We start from the raw sequence: 18,820 nt of genomic DNA on the forward strand, positions 1-18,820 counted from the left end.
GCGATGCCGCCGCTGCGGTCAGGCCGCCGTGGTGACCTCGATGCGCTGCGGCGTCGTGCCGGTGAAGACGCCGGCGACCGTCACGGTCAGCACTCCGGCGTCGTAGGACGCGCGGACGGCGTCGCCGTCCACGGCCCGCGGCAGGGTGACGACGCGACGGAACTCGCCGAACCGCACCTCGGAGATCCGCCGGCCCTCGGCGTCCTCCGTGCGCTGGTCCTTGCGCTCCCCGCGGACCACGAGCTTGCGGCCCTCGATCTCGACCGCGACGTCCTCGGCCGGGTCGATGCCCGGCAGGTCGAGGCGGGCCACGAGGTCCTCGCCGTCGCGGTAGACGTCGGCGGCGGGGCGTGCGCGATCGGCCGCGCGCTCGACGGTGGTCAGGACCGGGGTGCGCAGATCACGGAGCCAGGCGTCGACGAACGGCGAGCGGACCAGGGACGAGCGGGTCAGGGTGGTGGTCATGCTGTCCTCCTCGGAAGAGATGTACACCCGGTACAACTTGAGTCGACCCGACTCAATTTCCGGGTTCGCCGACGGCGGACGGACCACCGGGTCGGCCGCCCGGTAGCGCTGCCGCCGCACGGGCGGCCGTCTCGTCAGGAATGGAACGTCCTGCGGTACGCGCCCGGCGTCGTCCCGACGACCTGCTGGAACTGGGTGCGGAAGTTGCTCGTCGTCGGGAATCCGGCCTGGCTCGCGACGCGGTCGATCGTGTAGTCGGTGGTCTCCAGGAGCTCCTGGGCGTGACGGATACGGACGCCGGCGACCCACTGCATGGGGCTCTGGCCGGTCGCCTCGGTAAATCTCCTGGTCAGAGTGCGCGGGCTCGTCCTTGCCGCGGCGGCGAGGTCGGCGAGCGTGAGCTCACGGTGCGCGTTGGCCTCGATCCAGGCGAGCACGGGTTCGAGGGCTCCGGCGCGCGCGGTCGGCCGGTTGCGCAGGATGTACTGCCCCTGCCCTCCGGCGCGGTGCAGGGGGGCGACGGCGAGACGGGAGGCGTCTGCGGCGACGGCGGCGCCGTAGTCGGTGTGCACGACGTGCAGGCAGAGGTCGATTCCCGCCGCGGCGCCGGCGGAGGTCAGGACGTCGTGGTCGTCGACGTAGAGCACATCGGGATACACCCGAACCGACGGGTACCGGCGTGCGAGCTCGTCCGCCGCGAGCCAATGGGTCGTGGCGCGCCTGCCGTCGAGCAGGCCCGCCTCGGCCAGGGTGAACGCTCCGACGCAGATCGACGCGATGCGCGTTCCGCGTCCGGCCGCGACGCGCAGGGCCTCGACGGCCGCGGGAGGGGACGGGCGGAGGGAATCGTTGCGCCCGGGCACGACGACGAGGTCGGCGCGGTCGACGGCGTCCAGCCCGTGATCGACCGCCAGGCGGACCGGTCCGGCGTCGACCACGTCGTCAGGGCCCGCGACGAGCACCTGGTACCCGGGCCGCCCGTCGGGCAGGCGGACACGCCCGAACGTCTCGATCGGCGTGGCCAGATCGAAGGCGATCAGATCCGGCAGAGCCAGCACCACGACCGTTTTCATGCCCGCATCCTAGGCCTCCGGCAGGGATGGCGAGATCCAGGCAAATCTTGTCCTGTCAGCCACTGGCGCGTCACCTCGCACCACACCAGGATCGACGACGACTCCGACAGAAAGCAGGCGCCGTGCCCCAGCCACACCCTCGGTCCGTCCCCGATGTCCCCGTCCCCCTCGCCGCCGGGCCCGTCCAGCCATGAGCGCGTTCCTTCTCTCGGTCCACGTCCTGGCCGCCATTCTCACCATCGGCCCTGTCGCGGTCGCCGCGAGCATGTTCCCGCGCTTCGCCCGCCAGGCGCTCGTGGCCCCGGACGACCCGCGCCGCACCGCCGTCGTGCGCATCCTGCACCGCATCACCCGGGTCTACTCCGTGATCGCGGTCCTCGTCCCCGTCTTCGGACTCGCCACCGGTGCGAGCATCGGGGTGCTCGGCGACGCCTGGCTGATCGTGTCCATGGTGCTCACCGCGGCGGCCGCCGTCGTGCTGGTCGCCGCCGTCCTCCCCGGCCAGCGGGGTGTCGTGCGGGCGCTCGCCGACGACGCCGGCGCCGCCGGACCGGCGCGGACGGTGCGCCGGCTCGGCATGCAGGTGGGCGTCTTCAACCTCCTCTGGGCGATCGTCGTCGTCCTGATGATCTACCGGCCGGGGTCGACGACGGGGGTCGGCCTGTGAGCCCCCGCCGCCTGCTGCACCTGATCGGCTCGGTCGAGCTGGCGACCCTCGCGCTGATGCTCGGGAACATCGCGACCGTGCACGCCCCCGCGATCTCCCGCGTCCTGGGACCGGTCCACGGACTCGCCTACACCGTCACCGTGCTCGCCGCGGTCCTCGTCATGCGGGGGCGGCACCGGGTCTGGCTGCTCGCTCTCGTCCCGGGGATCGGCGGGTTGCTCGCGGGCCGCGCCGCCTCGCCCGCCCCCTTCGCGGGCGACACCGACGACCTCTACGTCTGACGGGCCACGGCCGCGGCCGCCTCGTCGATACCCTGGTGGCGTGAGCGACCTGGAGACGCGCGAGCTGCGGTACTTCATCGCCGTGGCCGAGGAACTCAGCTTCCGGCGCGCGGCGGCCCGGGTCGGCATCGCTCAGCCGCCGCTGTCCCGGGCCATCCGCGCGCTGGAGCACCGGCTGGGCGTGCAGCTCCTCGTGCGCACGACGCGTACGGTGCGGCTGACGTCCGCGGGCGAGGCCCTGCTCGACGACGCCCGGGCCGCGCTCGACCTGATCGACGCGGCTGCCCGACGTGCCCGGCACGCCGGGGCCACCCGCCCGACCCTGCGCGTGGCGCTCAAGGCGGACTTCGACGGCGGTCTCCTGACGCCGATCCTCGAGGCCTACCGCCGTCAGGAGGACCATCTGCCGGCCGACCTCGTGCTCGGGTCGCGCGGGCAGCAGGCGCCCGCTCTGCGGGAGGGACGCGCCGACGTCGCGCTCCTCCCCTCCCCCTACGACCTGGACGGGCTCGACCACGAGCCCCTGGCGTCCGAACCACGGCTGGTCGCCCTTCCGGCGTCGGACCCACTGGCCGCCAGAGCCTCGTTGTGCCTCACCGACCTGGAGGGCAGGTCGCTCCCCGACGGGTCCCCCGCCGCGGACGGAGGCCTGCCCCGGACGCCCGAGGATGCCCCGCACCTCGATCTCTCGCAGGTCTTCAACCTCATCCAGTTCGGAGAGGTGGTGCTGTTCGTGCCGGTCTCGCTCGCCCAGCGGCATCAGCGTCCGGACATCGCCTACCGGCCGGTCGACGATCTGAGCCCGTTCGAGCTCGCCGTGGCCTGGCCTCAGACGTCCCGGTCCCGCGCGGTCGCGGCCTTCGTCCGGGCCGCCACGGAGGTGGCCGCCGGCCACAGCCCGCAGGGAGCCGAGCCGGCGGCGGTCCCCGCCGAAGCCGGGTAGCAGCGCCCTGGGGCGTGGGGTGAAGCGAGATCCGGGCTCCGGTGGAGAGAGCGGCCGCGGTGGATCTCGTGTTCACCGTCGTCCTCACAACAGGTGCTCGGGTGCGATGGGGAGCTCCCGGACGCGGCGTCCGGTCGCGTTGAAGACGGCGTTCGCGATCGCCGGCGCGACGCCGACCTGGACGACCTCGCCGAGGCCCTTGACCCGGATCGGGTTGGCCTCGGCGTCGGATCCGTCCAGGTAGATCGCCCGGATCTCAGGCACGTCAGCGCTGACGGGGACGAGGTAGTCGACGAGGCCGGCGTTGACGATCCGGCCGTCGCGGGTGTCGGTGACGGTGCGTTCCAGCAGCGCCTGGCCGATCCCGCCGGTCATCCCACCGAACGCCTGGCTCTCGGCGAGCATCGGGTTGACGATGCGCCCGGCGTCGAACACCCCGACGAGACGCCGCACGCGCACCATGCCCAGGCGGGAGTCGACCCCGACCTCGGCGAAGATCGCGCTGTACGCGTACATCGAGAACGCGCTCTCCTCCGGGGGCTCGTATCCCCCGGTCACCTCGAGATGCGTCCGGCCGTTGCGGGTGAGGAGCTGCTGGTAGGTCTCGCCGCGGCGCGGATCGTCCCGCGGATGCATCCAGCCACGCCGGACGACGACGGCCGCGGGGTCCTCCCCGTACAGAGGCGACCGCTCGTCGCCGGTCGCCAGCTCGACCGCCGTGCGGCGCAGGTCACCGCAGGCCGACTGGACCGCCGAGCCCACGCTCGCCATGGTCCATGCCAGAGCCTGCACGGGTGCGGGCGGCATCGCCGAGTCGCCGAGCCGGAACTCGACGGCCCACGGGGCCAGTCCCAGCGCGTCGGCGGCGACCTGCGCCATGGACGTCGTCGTGCCCGGCCCGATGTCGCTGGTCGCGGACCGGACGACGGCGGTGCCGCCGGCGTCGAGCCGGACGTGTGCCTGAGCGGGGGCGCGTTCGGTCGGGTAGGCGCCCGCGGCCATGCCCAGGCCGACCAGCCAGTCGCCGTCGCGCGTCCCGTCCGGGCGGCGGCGGTGCCAGCCGATCTCCCGTGCCCCGGCCGCGTAGCACTCGCGGAGCCGCCGGGTGGAGAACGGCTGCCCGGTCGACGGGTCGTCGGCCGGCTCGTTGCGCATCCGCAGCTCGAGCGGGTCCAGGCCCAGCTCGTGCGCGAGCTCGTCCAGCGACATCTCGAGCGCGTTCGCCGCCGTCGACCATCCGGGCCCGCGCATCCAGGTGGGGGTGTTGACGTTCAGGCGCGCGAGCCGGACCTCCTGGCGCACGGCCGGCACGTCGTAGAGCATCCGCGCGAGGGCCAGGTCGTCCTCGTGGCGCTCGTAGGTCGACGTCTCGCCGACGATGTCGTGGACCAGGGCGGTCACCCGCCCGTCACGGTCGCTGCCCATGCCGACCCGGTAGTCGTACGCCGGCCGGAACCCGACGCCGAAGAACAGCTGCCGACGGGTCAGGACGAGCTTGACGGGCCGACCCACCTCGCGCGCCGCGAGCGCCGCCGCCACCGAGTGGACCCAGGTGCGGCCGCCGTTGCCGAACGCTCCCCCGACGAACCGCGAGTAGCACCGCACGGCGCCCTGAGGGATGCCGAACGCCGCCGCGAGCTCGTTGCGCGGGTCGGTCACCCACTGCGTCTTCTCCCACACGGTGAGCCGGTCGCCGTCCCAGCGGGCCACGATCGCGTGGGGCTCCATGGCGTTGTGGTGGTTGCGTGCCATGCGGTAGGTCGCGTCGAGCCGCACGGGGGCGGCGGCGAGGGCGTCCCTGACGTCGCCGCGGGAGTACTCGACGGGCTCGTCGACGGGGGCGGTGGCGAGGTCGAGGGCGGGCGGTTCGGCGTCGTAGGTGACCTCGACGAGGCGTGCGGCGTGCTGTGCCGCCTCGAGCGTGGTCGCGACCACGACGGCGACGGGCTGGCCGAAGAATCGCACGCGGTCGTCCTGGAAGGCGCGCAGGCGTTCCCCGGGCGGGTTGATCGAGTCGGGGAAGGGGTTGTCGCGGTAGGTGAGCCGCGGCGCGTTCCGGTGGTGGATCACGGTCAGGACGTCGGGTACAGCCAGGGCGGCGCGGGTGTCGATGGCGGTGATGCGTCCGCGCCCGACGGTCGCGTCGACGAGGACGGCGTGGGTGAGGTCGTGCACGCCGTCGTCGGGTCCGTGGTCGGCCGCGTAGCGGGCCTGGCCGGTGACCTTCAGGCGCCCGTCGGCGCGCGGCCGCGGCGCGCCGACGGCGGACGGGTACTGCGAGCTCATGGAGTGCCTCCCACGACTCGGAGCTGGCGTTCGACGGTGCGCCGGAGCAGGTCGACCTTGAAACCGTTGCGCGCCAGCGGCCGTGCGCCCTCGGCGGCGGCCTCGGCCGCGTGGGCCCACAGCGGCTCGGCGGCGCGCCGTCCGCGCAGGCGCTCCTCGACCGCGGTGAGCCGCCACGGCACGGTGCCGACGCCGCCCGCGGCGATCCGGGCGTCGGTGACGACTCCGCCTCGCACGTGCAGGGCGACGGCGGCGGAGGTCAGCGCGAACTCGAAGCTCTGCCGGTCGCGCACCTTGAGGTATCCGGAACGCAGGGGCCTGCGAGGTGCGGGGACGACGACGGCGGCGATGAGCTCGCCGGGCCGGAGGTCGTGTTCCCGGTGCGGGTCCTCACCCGGCGGGAGCAGGAAGTCGGCGACGGGGACGACGCGCCGTCCGTCCGGACCGACGAGGTGCACCAGCGCGTCGAGGGCAAAAGCGCCACCGCGAGGTCGGACGGGTGGGTGGCGACGCACCTGTCGGACGCCCCCAGGATCGCGTGGGTCCGGTTCTCACCGCCGATGGCGGCGCAGCCGGATCCGGGATCGCGCCGGTTGCACGGCGCGGAGACGTCCCGGAAGTAGGCGCAGCGCGGGCGCTGCATGAGGTTGCCTCCGATGGTGGCCATGTTGCGCAGCTGCGCCGACGCGCTGCTCTCGAGCGCCTGGGACACCACCGGGTACGCCGTGGTGACGAACGGGCTGGAGGCGACGTCGGCCATCCGGGCCAGCGCGCCGATGCGCAGGCCGCCTCCGCGTACCGGGCGCACGCCGCGCATCCCGAGCCCGCTGAGGTCCACCAGTTCCCCGGGGTGTTCGACGCCCTCGCGCATGAGGTCCACGAGAGTGGTCCCGCCGGCGACGTAGCGACCGCCGCGCCGCCCGGCTCCGATGGCCTCGGCGAGGGTGCCCGGCCGCGTGTAGGTGAAGGGTCGCACGGCCGTCACCTCCCCCGGGCGGCCTGGCCGATCGCCCGCACGATGTTGACGTAGCAGCCGCAGCGACAGATGTTTCCGCTCATCCACTCGCGGATCTCGTCCGGGGACCGGGCATGGCCCTCATGGATGCAGGCGACGCCCGACATGATCTGCCCGGGTGTGCAGAACCCGCACTGGAGCGCGTCCTGCTCCACGAACGCCCTCTGCAGGGGATGGAGGCCTCCGTGCCGCGCGAGCCCTTCGATCGTGGTGACCTCCGCTCCCTCGAGCCGGACCGCCAGTGTCAGGCAGGCGTTGACCCGACGGCCGTCGACGTGGACCGTGCAGGCGCCGCAGGCGCCGGCGTCGCACCCCTTCTTGGTGCCCGTGAGGTCGAGTCGTTCGCGCAGCAGGTCGAGCAGCGAGGTCCGGTTGTCGACGACCAGGGAGGTGCGCCGTCCGTTCAGCGTGAACGTCACCCGGCCGGTGGTGCCGTCGCCACGTGCCGCCGCCGGTCCGGGAGGTCGTGCGGGCTCCTCGCCGGAGGCCGTCGGCCCGGGTGCGCCGGCGACGACGACCGTCCCTGTCGTGCTCGCGGCGGCGATGAAGGTTCGTCTGGTCAGCCTGCTGCGGGGTGGTCTCGTCTCCATGCACACAGCTTTCGCGGGCCACGCGCGCCCGGTCCAATACCGATTCCCGGCGATTGATACCTTGCGGGTCTCACGCCCGTCGGCGCGGCTGCCGGGCCCGGCTACGGGCTGCCGGAGCGCGGCCCTCCGACGGCGCGCTCACGCTCCGGGCTCCCGGGCGATCCCGGTCAGCAACGCCTGCAGCTCGTCGCGGAGGCGGGACGGGGAGTCGTCACGGGTGAAGGTGAGCATGCCGTCGATGCGCAGGACCGCGAGGCCGTGGGCCAGCGCCCAGGTGGTGCGCACCGCCGTCTCGAGCGGAACGCGCAGCTCCACCTGCCCGACGACGTCCCCGAGCGCGGCGAGCGCGGCCGGGCCGGCCTCGGGCTGGGGGTCGCGCAGGTGCGCGCTGAACATGAGACGGAACAGGTGAGGGTGCGCGAGCGCGAAGCCGACGTAGCTCGCCCCGGCGGCCACGAGCCGCTCCCGCGCCGCGTGGTCCGGCGCCGCATGGTCCGGCGCCGCGTGGTCCGGCGCCGCGTGGTCCGGCGCCGCGTGGTCCGGCGCCAGGTCGTGTGCGGCCTCGTCGTCAGCCGCGCCGTCGTCCGCCCCGTCCCCGTCCGTCGCTCCCCCGTCCGTCGCGCCGCGCCGCGTCACGCCGCCGTCCGCCGGGGGGACCTTCCCCCCGACCTCGCGCGCCAGCACGTCGCGCAGCTCCGCGAAGCCCTGCGCCGCGACCGCCCCGAGCAGCGCCTCCTTGTTCGCGAAGTGCCGGTAGGGCGCGGCGACGCTCACGCCGCACTCCCGTGCGATCCGCGCGACGGTGACGGCCCCGGGCCCGTCCCGTTCCACCATCCGCCGCGTCACCTCGACGAGCTGGCGGGGCAGGTCACCGTGGTGGTAGTGCTTGTCCGCCATCCGCCGCCTTCCTGACGCGCCCGGCCCGCCCCGCGAGCGCGACCACCGTCAGCGTAGAGCCCGCCACCGCGGCGAGCACGGACCCGGCGAGTTTGCACCACGACGCCACCACGTGCGCGGTGGCCCACCAGTCGGGGAAGCCGGTGGGGTCGGTGAGCATGGCGAGGGAGAAGCCGTTCTCGACGACGTCGAAGGCGGGCCCGACGGCCGCGAACGGCGCCAGCCGGACCAGCAGGCGCGCGACCGGCGGATCCAGCACGCGCAGGAGTCCGCCGATCAGGCGGTACAGCGACACGAGCGCGCCCGCGAGACACGCGGGCCACAGGAGGTCGACGAGCTCGGCCCGGACGAACTGCAGATACGTGCCCTGCGCCAGGAGCTGCTCGTACCACCCGCGCACGACGGCGGGGTCGGCCTCGAGATTGGCCTGCGCGAGCGGGACGGGGTGGTGCGCGAGGCGGAAGGTCGCCTGCAGCCAGATCTGCACGCCGGCTGCGGCGAGCGCCGTCACGACGAACCACGCGAGGAGGACGGCGTTGCCCGGCAGCGGCCGCGAGGGGACGCCCGCCGTCATTCCGCCGCCGCCCCGGTGCGAGGGCGCCGCGCGAGCGACGACACGAGCCGCCGCAGCCGCGCCTGCTGCCACAGGGTGACCCCGGTGACGACGAGGAGCGGCACGACGACGGCGCCGAGCGCGCCGCGCAACGGGTCGATCCACGTCGCCGGCGCGTAGACGACCGCGCCCACGCACAGTCCGAGGGCGACGTGGATCGCACGGATCGCGGTCCGGGTGGCCCGAGGAGTCATGACCGCAATGCTAATGCTATTAACATTGACTCGGCAAGTCCCCCTCCGACCCGGCGATGCGGCCGGAGGTGGCCAGCGGTCCGGCGCCCGCCTACGATGTTGGGACGTCCGCCGGCGCCAGGTCGCCCGCACCGCGGCGAGCAGCGACCCCCGTCCGCCGGCCCGCCGGGAGGTCCGTCATGAGCGTCGACGCCAGGCAACAGTCCCCGACACCGGGTGAGCGCAAGGCCCGCGAGGTCGCCGAGGAGGCCCGGGAGCGCGAGTGGGCGCGCCCGAGCTTCGCCAAGGGCCTTTACCTCGGCTCCTTCGATCTCGAGCTGATCCATCCGTACCCCGTGCCCGACCCGGAGCTCGCGGCGCGGGGCACCGAGTTCCTGGACGCGCTCACCGAGCTGTGCGGGACGATCGACGGCGCACGGATCGAACGCGAGGACCGCGTGCCCGACGACACGGTCGCGGCTCTGCGCGAGATCGGCGCCTTCGGCATGAAGATCCCCCGCGAGTACGGCGGCCTCGGGTTGTCGCTCGTGGCCTACGGGCGGGCGCTGATGCTGGTCAGCACGGTCCACCCGAGCCTGGGCGCGCTGCTGTCGGCGCACCAGTCGATCGGCGTGCCGGAGCCGGTGCGCATGTTCGGCACGCCGGAGCAGAAGCAGGAGTACCTGCCGCGGTGCGCCGCGGGCGCGATCTCGGCCTTCCTGCTGACGGAGCCCGACGTCGGCTCCGACCCGGCCCGGATGAGCTCGACCGCCACGCCGACCGAGGACGGTTCCGCGTACCTCCTGGACGGCGTCAAGCTCTGGACGACGAACGGGCCGATCGCCGAGGTCCTGGTCGTCATGGCGGCCGTGCCCCCGCACGACGGCGTCCGGGGCGGCATCAGCGCGTTCGTGGTGGAGGCCGACTCCCCCGGGATCACCGTCGAGCACCGCAACCGCTTCATGGGACTGCGCGGGATGGAGAACGGGGTCACCCGGTTCCGGCGGGTGCGGGTGCCGGCCGCGAACCGGCTCGGGCGCGAGGGACAGGGCCTGAGGATCGCGCTCACCACGCTCAACACCGGTCGCCTGTCCATCCCCGCGATCTGCGCGGGGGCCGGCAAGTGGTCGCTGAGCATCGCCCGCCAGTGGTCGACGGAGCGGGTCCAGTGGGGCCGGCCCATCGGCGAGCACGAGGCGGTCGGCGCGAAGCTCGCGTTCATCGCAGCGACGGCGTTCGCCCTCGAGTCCGTGTTCGAGCTGTCCGCGGGGCTCGCCGACGCCGGGCAGCGGGACGTCCGGATCGAGGCCGCGCTGGCGAAGTTGTGGTCGAGCGAGATGGGCTACCGGGTCGCCGACGAGCTGATCCAGATCCGCGGGGGTCGCGGCTTCGAGACGGCGGAGTCCCTCGCCGCCCGTGGTGAGCGTGCCGTACCCGCCGAGCAGCTGCTGCGGGACATGCGGATCAACCGGATCTTCGAGGGGTCGTCGGAGATCATGCGACTGCTGATCGCGCGCGAGGCGGTGGACGTCCACCTGGACGCGGCCGGCGAGCTCGCCTCCCGTGACGCCGACCTGCTGGCCAAGGCCCACGCGGCGGTCGGCGCGAGCGGGTTCTACGCGCGGTGGCTGCCGACGCTCGTGGCCGGCCAGGGGATGCGGCCCGGCGCGTACGGCGAGTTCGGGCGGCTCGCCCGGCACCTGCGCTTCGTGGAACGCTCCTCCCGCGCCCTGGCCCGGCGGACCTTCTCCGCGATGGCCCGCTGGCAGGTGCGCCTCGATCGCAAGCAGGTGCTGCTGGGCCACATCGTCGACATCGGCGCCGAGCTGTTCGCCATGTCCGCCGCCTGCACGCGGGCGGAGGCGATGCGCCGCGAGGACGCGGACGCGGGGGGCGACGCCGTCCGGCTCGCGGACGCCTTCTGCGAGCAGGCGCGCCTGCGGGTGGCCGCGAGCTTCCGCGCGCTGACGTCCTCGACCACCCGGTCCGACACCCGTCTGGCCCGGGCCGTGATGGACGGCCGGGTGCGCTGGCTGGAGGACGGCATCGTCGACCAGTCGGAAGGCACGGGCCCGTGGATCGCCTCGACCACCGATGACTAGGCAGGCCTGCCGCACGCGATGAGTCATGATCGGGGCGTGGACCTCGCCGTCGATCTCAGCAGCCGGACCGGGCGCACCGACGCCATCTACCGCGCCCTGCACGCCGCCCTGACGACCGGGCGCGTGCCGGCCGGCGAGCGGCTGCCGTCCTCCCGCGAGCTCGCGCGAGACCTCGGAGTCTCCCGCGCGAGCGTGGCCACCGCGTACGAGCGGCTCGTCGCCGAGGGCTTTCTGGAGACCCGGACAGGAGCCGGCACCTTCGCCGCCGCCGCTGCCCGCGACGCGCCGCCGCCCCGCCGCGGACCCGGTGCCCTGCGCCCGCGGGCGGGCTGGCGCTGGGCCCCGCACCCCACGAGCGGCGACCAGCCCGCCGCGACCCACGACTTCCACGTCGGCATCCCCGACGCCGCGCTCTTCCCCTTCGACACCTGGCGGCGGCTCCTGGCCGCCGAGTCGCGCGTCGGCGGTCCCGCGGCGGGCACCTACGCCGGGCCGGCGGGCCTGCCGCGGTTCCGCGCGGCCGTCGCCCGGTACGTGGCCGGCTCCCGCGGGGTCCACGCCGGGGCCGACGACGTCATCGCCACCACCGGAACCCAGCAGGCGATCGACCTCGTGGCGCGCGTGCTGCTGGAGCCGGGCGACGTCGTCGCCATGGAGGACCCGGGATACCGCGAGGCCCGGGAGCTCTTCGCCCTGCACGGCGCGCGCGTCGTGCCCGTGCCCGTCGACGCGGAGGGCCTGGTCGTGTCCGACATCCCCGTCGACGCCCGCCTGATCTACACCACCCCGTCGCACCAGTTCCCCGTCGGGATGCCGCTGTCCCTCCCCCGGCGCCGCGCCCTCCTCGCGCACGCCGCGCGGCACGGCGCGGCCGTGCTCGAGGACGACTACGACAGCGAGTTCCGCCGCGCCCGCCGGCCGCTCGAGTCGCTGCAGGCGCTGGACCGGGACGGGCGGGTGATCTACGTCGGCACGTTCTCGAAGTCGCTCCTGCCGGGCCTACGCGCCGGGTATCTGGTGGCGCCGGCGTCCCTCCGCGACGCCCTGCTGGCCGCGCGGCAGCTCACCGACGGCCACGGCGCCGTGCACGTGCAGGCCGCGCTCGCGCGGTTCATCGACGACGGCCTGCTCGCCCGGCACGTCCGCAAGGCGTCCGCCCACTACACCGAGCGGCACGAGATCCTGCTGGACGCCCTCGCGGGGCTGCCCGTCGAGCCGGTGCCGTCGGCCGCAGGGCTGCACGTGGCGGCCTACCTGGGTCCGGACGCGTCGCTGGACTCGTCGAGGCTCGTGGCCCGTGCCCGACGGCGGTCGGTGGCCCTGGAGTCCCTCGGCGCCTACGCGGTGGGTCCGCACCGCGACGGGATCGCGCTCGGATTCGGCGGCGCGGTCACGAGCTCGATCCGGCCGGGCATCCGGGTCCTGGAGACCCTGCTGAGCCCATGACGCCCGACGGTTCCGCCACGAGGACCGGTTGTTCCCGCATCGGCGGCGTCGTCCGCGCCCGGCGGCGCCTCCAGGTCGTCCAGGCGAGGCCGCCCAGGGCGACCAGGACCGGGCCGGTCGCGTGCGCCCCGGTCATGACGAGCAGCCCCAGCGCGGCCAGGAGCGACACGGCCGCGCTCCACCAGCCCAGGCCCCACCGGGGCAGGAGGCGCAGCGCCGCGGCGGCGCCCACCACGTAGAGCAGCGAGAACGTGGCGGTCGCGAGGGGGACGACCGTGTCGGTGGACACGCGCAGGCCGGCGAGCACCGCCGTCGTCCCCAGAGCGATCGCGGTGACGAGGGCCAGGGAGCGGCGCGGCGTGCGACCCGGTGCGGTCGCGAGCCACGCCGGGAGGCCGCCGTCCCGGGCGAGGGCCGCGCCCATGCGGCTGCCGCCCGCGAAGTAGACGTTGATCGCGCCGACGGTCAGCAGCACGGCCACCACCGTGGTCACCGGCCGCGCGGCCTCCCCGAACCCGAGCACGAGCAGGTCCGACAGGGGCGCGGGGCCCGGAGCCGGGCCGAGCACCGCCACGGTGGCGTACGCGACCCCCAGGTACAGGACGCCGACCGTGGCCACCGCGATCGCCGTCGCACGCGGGATGTCGCGGGAGGGCCGGCGGTACTCGGCGGACAGCGACCCCAGGATCTCCCACCCGGCGAACGCCCACACCAGCAGCGCCGCGGCCGGGCCGACGGCGGCCCAGCCGTGCGGCGCGAACGGCGTGAGGTTGCCGGGCTCGGCGTGCGGCAGCGCGACGACGACGGCCACGGCGAGCAGCAGGGCCACCGACCCCGCGATCGCGAGCTGCGCCGTGCCGGACACGCGCAGACCGAACCAGTTCATCACGGCGCACAGCGCGATGATCGCGACCGTGGTGGCGAGCGCGGTCCCGGCGCCGCCGCCGGTCGCGTCGGCGACGTAGGCGCCGGCGAAGCCCGCGGCGGCCGGGGCGCCCACCCCGATCGTCCCGTAGAACGCCCAGCCCACCATCGTGGACGCCCGCTCCCCGAACGCGAGCCGGGCGTACGTGGCGACGCCGCCGCCGTCGGGATGGCGGGCGCCGAGCGCGGCGAACGTCGTCGCGAGCGGGATCGACAGCACGACCAGCGACGCCCAGGCGACGAGTGACGCCGGGCCGGCCACGCCCGCCGCGAGCGCCGGGAGCGAGATGACGCCGGTGCCGAGCATGGCACCGATGGTGAGCGCCGCCCCCTGGGGCACGCTGAGACGTGTCTGCATGGATGTGACGGTAGGCGGCCGGTGGACCGCCGAACGGGCCGATCGCGCCCGGGCCGTTCGGGCCACTCGGACCCGCCCCGCCTGATCCGGCGCCGCCTGAGAGACTGCAGGCGCGGGCGACGGCCCGCGCCGTGCCAGGCCCCGTTCCTGAAGGAGAGAGCGCATGCGAGCAGTGGTATTCGAGCGGTTCGGCGGCCCGGAGGTGCTGCACCTCGGTGAGGTCCCCGAGCCGGACGCGGGTCCCGGCCAGGTCCGCGTGCGGGTGGAGGCCGTGGGCGTCAACCCGTTCGACGGGAAGGTGCGGTCCGGCGCCATGGAGAGCATGTTCCGCACGGAGTTGCCGGGCGTGCCGGGGGCGGAGGTGGCGGGCGTCGTCGACCAGGTGGGGCCCGGTGTCACCGGCGTCGGCCTGGGCGACCGGGTGGCCGGCCACGCCGGCCGCGGCGCGGCCGAGTACGCGGTGCTGCGATCCTGGGCGGCCGTGCCGGACGGCATGGACGCGACCCAGGCGGCGGCGCTGCCTGTCGTGACCGAGACCGCCCGGCGGGCCCTGCGCATCCTGGACCCGAAGCCCGGCGAGACGCTGCTGGTGCACGGCGCCAGCGGTGGTGTGGGCGGGCTCGCGACCCAGCTCGCGGCCGCCGCGGGCGTGACGGTGATCGGGACGGCCTCGCCGTCGAACCACGATCGGGTGGCCTCCTTCGGGGCGACGCCCACCTCGTACGGGCCGGGGCTGGTCGAACGGGTCCGTGCGGTGACGCCCACGGTCGACGCCGTGCTCGACGCCGCGGGGCGTGGCGCGCTGCCGGACAGCATCGAGCTGCGCGGCGGCACGGACCGCGTGCTGACGCTCGCGGACCCGGCCGCGGCCGAGCTGGGCGTCCGGTTCACCGACGGCGGCAAGCCCTCCGCGGCCGACCTCGCCGAGCTGCTCGGCCTCGTCGCCCGCGGCGAGGTGTCGGTCCCGGTCGCGAAGGTGCTCCCGTTCGCTCAGGCGGCCGAGGCGCAGTCCCTGGTCGACGGCGGCCACGCGGGCGGGAAGGTCGTGCTGGTCCCCTGACGGGCGGTCAGGGCGGCTCTCGGCACGGAACTCGTGCCGATCCGCCACACTGGCGGCATGCAGACCAGGTCAGCAGAGCTCGTCGTCCTCCGCCACGGCGAGACCGAGTGGAGCCGCACCGGCCGGCACACCGGACGAACCGATGTACCGCTCACCACCCGCGGCGAGGAACAGGGCAGGGCGCTGGCACCCGCGCTGGCACGCCGTCGGACCAGCTCCCACACCCTCGTCAGCCCGGCGGCCAGGGCGCGGCGGACCGCGCAGCTCGCCGGTCTCGACGCCGCCGAGGTCGACGCCCGGCTCTGGGAGTGGGACTACGGCGGCTACGAGGGCCGCACCACGGAGGAGATCCAGCGGGAGCACCCGGGCTGGTACCTGTGGTCCGACGGCGTGATCCCCGGTGACCGGGACCATCCCGGAGAATCGATCGAGCAGGTCGGTGCCCGCGTGGACACGCTCCTCGCGGACCTTCGGGAGCGGCTCGAGGACGGCGACGTCGCCGTCGTCGCGCACGGGCACGTCCTGCGTGTCCTCACCGCGCGCTGGCTGGGGCTCGAACCGGCGGCGGGCCGGCTGTTCCGGCTGGGCACCGGGACGCTGTCGGTACTGGGCACCGAGCACGGCCGGCCGGTGATCACCGCGTGGAACACGCCGGCCGGGAGCGGGCCCTGAGCGGCGCGTGGCCCGGACCATGCGGTGGTTCGCGCGCCACGAGGTTCTTCCGTTGTGCGGCGGGAAGCGGAAACAACCGCATGCTCAGGGCAGGGCCAGGGAGGCGACCGAGACGACCGCGGCCAGGGTGAGGAGGCCGAGCACGATGTGCTCGTACCTCGTGTGGCCGAACCGGTGGAACGCGCGGGTGCCGAGGTACTGGCCGGCGAGCGCGGCGACGACGAGCACGGGCCAGTACTGGTAGGTCTCCCACACGCCCGCGACCAGGAGCGACACGACGCTCAGGGGCAGCCGGACCAGCGACAGGGCGACGAGGGTGTCGCGCATGGTGTGCGGCCTGAGGCCGCGGTGCACGAGGTAGTAGACCACCGGCGGCCCGGCAAGCGACGTGGAGGTGCCCAGCGCCCCGGACAGCACTCCCGTGGGGACGGCCCACCGCGTGCTGATGACGACCGGGCGTTCGCGCGTCCGCAGCCGGAGCAGGACCGCCGCGACGACGACACCGGCCACGAAGACCTGCAGCCCGGCGGAGGGCAGTGCGGCGAGCAGCCAGGCGCCGGCGAGCATCCCCGGGGCCGACCAGCCGGCGAGCGTCACGGCCTCGCGCACATCGGGGCGGGGCACGCTGCGGCGCATCGCGAGGATCGCGATGTCGCAGGCGGTCCCGGTGATCAGGATCGTCGAGACGGCCTGCGGCCCGCCGATCGTCGCGGTCAGGAGCGGCGCGCTGAACAGCGCGAACCCGAACCCCGACAGCGACTGGACGACGCCGGAGACCAGGATGAGCGCGAACAACATCACGAGAAGAAAGATGCCGTCGGGCTCAGCCACGACGATCAAGTCTCCCCGGACGCGCCGGACCGGTCAATCCGCGACGTCGGCCGGTCTCACCCGTGCGCTGCGGCAGGCCGCGCCGCAAGGACCGGCGTCCCTGGGGGCCTCGTCACGGTAGACCGCTCTTGAGCTCGTCGAGCGCCCGTTCCAGGTCAGCCACGTAGTCCGCGCGAAATCGCAGCGTGTACTCCGGAACGAGCAGGACCTCGGTGTCGCCCTCGCCGAACACCAGATGATCGACGGCCCTCGTGCGACCGTTGGACATCACGGTCTCGACAGCTTCGACACGGAAGCCCTCGTACGGCCTCGTCGACAGCGGCTGCTTCGACTGGGGATGCCACACCTCTACCGCCTGGGGTGTTACCGACACGGCGAAGTGCCCTGGGACGCCCGGTCGATTCATCGTGTACCGGACCGCTCCGGCCCCGACGACGCCCGGCACGACCACGGCATCCGGCCGCCGAGCCCGCACCATCGCCACGAGATCATCAAGGCGACTCCGCCTGGCGAGCATCATGAGCAGGGCGATCACGACGACCAGAAGCACGGCTCCGGCCACCACCGCGGCCAGGACGAGGACGCCGGTGGGCCAGAAGTCGGCGGCGTCGCCGGATGCGACGCCTCGAACCATGAAGGCGATGCCCGCCATGATCGCGACGGCGGCAACGCCCCATCGCGCCCACGCACCGCCCGGCTGCTGCTCCGGCGAACGACCAGGGTTCGGTTGATCGGTCATGGACGAATCATGCCTTCCCCGGCGCGGGACCCCTCCCGCCGGCCGGGAGACGCCGGCCGAGGACCTCCCAGCCCGGCCGGGCGGTCGCCGATAGCCTGCCTCTCAGTGTCCACTGCCGACGAGCCGACGACGCGCCGCGTCGATCTGATCACGCTCCGCGAAGCCCTTGTTCGTACCGGGCGTGACCGAATCGGTGGAAGGACGCCCCACCTACTGGTCGCGCCCGAGCAGGGCATGGACGACGAGGTTCAGGGCGTCCGCGGCCGGTGACTCGCCGAGCATCGCGGCGGTGCGCGGGTAGGCGGTGAGGTCGGTCGCTTCGAGCTCCGCCCGGAAGCGCGGCGTCGGCGTCTCCGACGCGGAGAGGATGGCCGCCCCGTGCACCCATTCGGTGAGGAAGGCGGTGGCCGACCAGCCGCGTTCCTCGCTCAGCCCGGCGTCGTCGAAGAATCCGAGGAGTGCCTCGTTGAGCGCGAGGGAGTGGGGGCCGACGACGCGCTGGGAGGCGAGGATCTCCACCCGCGCCGGCGCCGCCCGGAACCGTTCGAGGACGCCGCGGAGGAACCGCTCGAGCGACGCCGCGTCCGGAGCGTCGCGGAGCGGAGCGAGATCGATCGTGCCGAGGAACCTGTCGCCGATGCGGTTCCGCAGCGCCTCCATGTCGGGGACGTAGGTGTAGATCGCGTTCGGCGTCACGTCCGCCTCGGCGGCGATCCGGCGCAGGGTGAGCGCGGTGAGCCCGCCCCGGTCCAGTACGCGCTCGGCCGCCGTGACGATCCGCTCCGCGGACACGTCCCCGCGCGGCCCCCGTCGCCGTTGCCCTGTCATCCGTGCCAATGCTAGCGTCCCCAATTGTGCAGCGAACAAATATCTCGGCGCAGCGCGCCACGCTCTGGTTCATCGTGGCCGTGCTCACCACCGTCACCGTCGTCTGCGGGGCCTTCCTCGCCCTCGACACGGAGATCCCGGAGTGGTTCCCGACCGTGGGGCGATGGATCCCGGCGATCGTCGCGCTGGTCGTGATCCGCGCCGCGCGGCTGCCCGAGGGGCTCGCGTACTGGTGGAAGCTGCGCCCGGGCGGCTGGAAGCGACTCCTGGCCGGCGCCGCGGTGAGCGTGCTGGTGCTCTTCGCGGTCTACCTCGTGGCGGCGCTGGGGGCGCAGCTCCTCGGGGTCGCGAGCCTGATCGATGCCGCCGATCTCGCGTCCGTCGCGCTCATGGTGCCCGTGTTCGCCGTGGTGTTCGCGGTGAGCACGTTCGGGGAGGAGGTCGCCTGGCGCGGATTCCTCCAGCAGGCGTGGTCCGGCCAGGGCTTCTGGCGCAGCTCGACCCTGATCGCGCTCGTCTGGGTGGCCTTCCACGTCCCGCTCCACGGAGCCATGGCCGTCCAGGGCACGCTGCCGTGGTCGACGGCGGTCTCCGCGACGCTCGCGCTGCTCCCCCTCGGCATCCTGCTGAGCGCCTTCGTGGTGCGCTGGGGAAGCGTCTGGCCGGCCGTGTTCGCGCACGCGGCACCGCTCACGACACTCAACCTGCTCGCCGACCCCGGCGAGCTCGGCCTCGGCGACCAGCTCGCCGTCGTCGCGATCGGCAGCGCCCTCATGCTCGCGGCGGCACACCTGCTGAGCACGCGACGACGCGCGCAGCTCCGGTAGTTGCGGCCGGGACGGCGTCGCCGCACCAGC

21 protein-coding genes are annotated in these 18,820 nt (G+C 74.3%); 8 read left to right on the plus strand and 13 right to left on the minus strand.

Annotated elements, in window-relative coordinates:
• Positions 1-18: 18 nt before the first annotated feature.
• The gene (locus IIE03_RS21760; protein ID WP_192864860.1) at positions 19-465 is read right to left on the minus strand and encodes an Hsp20/alpha crystallin family protein; all 447 of its coding nucleotides are present in this window, start codon (positions 463-465) and stop codon (positions 19-21) included.
• A 134-nt stretch (positions 466-599) separates the two neighbouring features.
• Positions 600-1,538, minus strand: a complete 939-nt coding sequence (locus IIE03_RS21765) for a GlxA family transcriptional regulator (protein ID WP_192864861.1) — start codon at positions 1,536-1,538, stop codon at positions 600-602.
• A 190-nt stretch (positions 1,539-1,728) separates the two neighbouring features.
• Between IIE03_RS21765 and IIE03_RS21770 the strand changes: the two genes are divergently transcribed.
• From IIE03_RS21770 to IIE03_RS21780, 3 genes are read left to right on the plus strand one after another with little or no spacing between them, the layout of a single operon-like run.
• Positions 1,729-2,205, plus strand: a complete 477-nt coding sequence (locus tag IIE03_RS21770) for a hypothetical protein (protein WP_192864862.1) — start codon at positions 1,729-1,731, stop codon at positions 2,203-2,205.
• Complete coding sequence (locus IIE03_RS21775) at positions 2,202-2,486, plus strand: hypothetical protein (RefSeq protein ID WP_192864863.1); 285 nt, start codon at positions 2,202-2,204, stop codon at positions 2,484-2,486. The genes IIE03_RS21770 and IIE03_RS21775 overlap by 4 nt, the downstream gene beginning before the upstream one ends.
• Positions 2,487-2,526: 40 nt before the next feature.
• Entirely contained in the window at positions 2,527-3,429 is a 903-nt protein-coding gene (locus tag IIE03_RS21780) for a LysR family transcriptional regulator (RefSeq protein WP_192864864.1), read from the plus strand.
• Between the two features lie 84 nt (positions 3,430-3,513).
• Here the strand turns inward: IIE03_RS21780 and IIE03_RS21785 are convergent, their stop codons facing one another.
• The 7 genes from IIE03_RS21785 to IIE03_RS21810 all read right to left on the minus strand — a co-directional run bounded on the left by IIE03_RS21785 (position 3,514) and on the right by IIE03_RS21810 (position 9,024).
• Complete coding sequence (locus tag IIE03_RS21785; RefSeq protein WP_192864865.1) at positions 3,514-5,715, minus strand: xanthine dehydrogenase family protein molybdopterin-binding subunit; 2,202 nt, start codon at positions 5,713-5,715, stop codon at positions 3,514-3,516.
• Positions 5,712-6,008 carry an FAD binding domain-containing protein gene (locus IIE03_RS26155; protein WP_318843134.1) on the minus strand — a complete coding sequence of 99 codons (297 nt, stop codon included), beginning with the start codon at positions 6,006-6,008 and terminating at the stop codon, positions 5,712-5,714. The genes IIE03_RS21785 and IIE03_RS26155 overlap by 4 nt, the downstream gene beginning before the upstream one ends.
• Positions 5,975-6,691: an FAD binding domain-containing protein gene (locus tag IIE03_RS26160; protein WP_332841711.1), complete on the minus strand. Its 717-nt coding sequence runs from the start codon at positions 6,689-6,691 to the stop codon at positions 5,975-5,977. Before IIE03_RS26160 ends, IIE03_RS26155 begins: the two co-directional genes overlap by 34 nt.
• 5 nt (positions 6,692-6,696) lie before the next feature.
• Positions 6,697-7,149 (minus strand): (2Fe-2S)-binding protein, encoded by a 453-nt coding sequence (locus IIE03_RS21795; protein WP_408632863.1) that lies wholly within the window; start codon positions 7,147-7,149, stop codon positions 6,697-6,699.
• A gap of 309 nt (positions 7,150-7,458) precedes the next feature.
• On the minus strand, positions 7,459-8,217 hold the full coding sequence (locus IIE03_RS21800; RefSeq protein ID WP_192864867.1) for a TetR/AcrR family transcriptional regulator: 759 nt from the start codon (positions 8,215-8,217) through the stop codon (positions 7,459-7,461).
• A complete protein-coding gene (locus IIE03_RS21805) occupies positions 8,189-8,791 on the minus strand; it encodes a hypothetical protein (protein WP_192864868.1) in 603 nt (200 codons plus the stop codon). Before IIE03_RS21805 ends, IIE03_RS21800 begins: the two co-directional genes overlap by 29 nt.
• The gene (locus tag IIE03_RS21810; RefSeq protein WP_192864869.1) at positions 8,788-9,024 is read right to left on the minus strand and encodes a hypothetical protein; all 237 of its coding nucleotides are present in this window, start codon (positions 9,022-9,024) and stop codon (positions 8,788-8,790) included. The genes IIE03_RS21805 and IIE03_RS21810 overlap by 4 nt, the downstream gene beginning before the upstream one ends.
• Before the next feature lie 179 nt (positions 9,025-9,203).
• Between IIE03_RS21810 and IIE03_RS21815 the strand changes: the two genes are divergently transcribed.
• Both IIE03_RS21815 and pdxR read left to right on the plus strand, forming a co-directional pair.
• Positions 9,204-11,105: an acyl-CoA dehydrogenase family protein gene (locus IIE03_RS21815; protein ID WP_192864870.1), complete on the plus strand. Its 1,902-nt coding sequence runs from the start codon at positions 9,204-9,206 to the stop codon at positions 11,103-11,105.
• Positions 11,106-11,141: 36 nt separating this feature from the next.
• Complete coding sequence (pdxR, locus tag IIE03_RS21820) at positions 11,142-12,551, plus strand: MocR-like pyridoxine biosynthesis transcription factor PdxR (RefSeq protein ID WP_192864871.1); 1,410 nt, start codon at positions 11,142-11,144, stop codon at positions 12,549-12,551.
• Here the strand turns inward: pdxR and IIE03_RS21825 are convergent.
• Positions 12,496-13,833: an APC family permease gene (locus IIE03_RS21825; protein WP_192864872.1), complete on the minus strand. Its 1,338-nt coding sequence runs from the start codon at positions 13,831-13,833 to the stop codon at positions 12,496-12,498. The two genes, pdxR and IIE03_RS21825, sit on opposite strands and share 56 nt — an antisense overlap.
• 163 nt (positions 13,834-13,996) lie before the next feature.
• Between IIE03_RS21825 and IIE03_RS21830 the strand changes: the two genes are divergently transcribed.
• Positions 13,997-14,893 (plus strand): NADP-dependent oxidoreductase, encoded by an 897-nt coding sequence (locus IIE03_RS21830; protein WP_192864873.1) that lies wholly within the window; start codon positions 13,997-13,999, stop codon positions 14,891-14,893.
• A 57-nt stretch (positions 14,894-14,950) separates the two neighbouring features.
• Positions 14,951-15,565 (plus strand): histidine phosphatase family protein, encoded by a 615-nt coding sequence (locus tag IIE03_RS21835; protein ID WP_192864874.1) that lies wholly within the window; start codon positions 14,951-14,953, stop codon positions 15,563-15,565.
• Positions 15,566-15,649: 84 nt separating this feature from the next.
• Here the strand turns inward: IIE03_RS21835 and IIE03_RS21840 are convergent, their stop codons facing one another.
• The 3 genes from IIE03_RS21840 to IIE03_RS21850 form a co-directional block, all read right to left on the minus strand.
• Complete coding sequence (locus tag IIE03_RS21840; protein WP_192864875.1) at positions 15,650-16,396, minus strand: sulfite exporter TauE/SafE family protein; 747 nt, start codon at positions 16,394-16,396, stop codon at positions 15,650-15,652.
• A 112-nt stretch (positions 16,397-16,508) separates the two neighbouring features.
• On the minus strand, positions 16,509-17,135 hold the full coding sequence (locus IIE03_RS21845) for a hypothetical protein (RefSeq protein ID WP_192864876.1): 627 nt from the start codon (positions 17,133-17,135) through the stop codon (positions 16,509-16,511).
• Between the two features lie 210 nt (positions 17,136-17,345).
• The gene (locus IIE03_RS21850; RefSeq protein ID WP_192864877.1) at positions 17,346-17,963 is read right to left on the minus strand and encodes a TetR/AcrR family transcriptional regulator; all 618 of its coding nucleotides are present in this window, start codon (positions 17,961-17,963) and stop codon (positions 17,346-17,348) included.
• Between the two features lie 26 nt (positions 17,964-17,989).
• On the opposite strand from IIE03_RS21850, the gene IIE03_RS26930 reads away from it, so the two are divergent.
• Positions 17,990-18,790, plus strand: a complete 801-nt coding sequence (locus IIE03_RS26930; RefSeq protein WP_192864878.1) for a CPBP family glutamic-type intramembrane protease — start codon at positions 17,990-17,992, stop codon at positions 18,788-18,790.
• Positions 18,791-18,820 lie beyond the last annotated feature (30 nt).

Source organism: Myceligenerans pegani (assembly GCF_014892515.1).
GTDB lineage: Bacteria > Actinomycetota > Actinomycetes > Actinomycetales > Cellulomonadaceae > Myceligenerans > Myceligenerans pegani.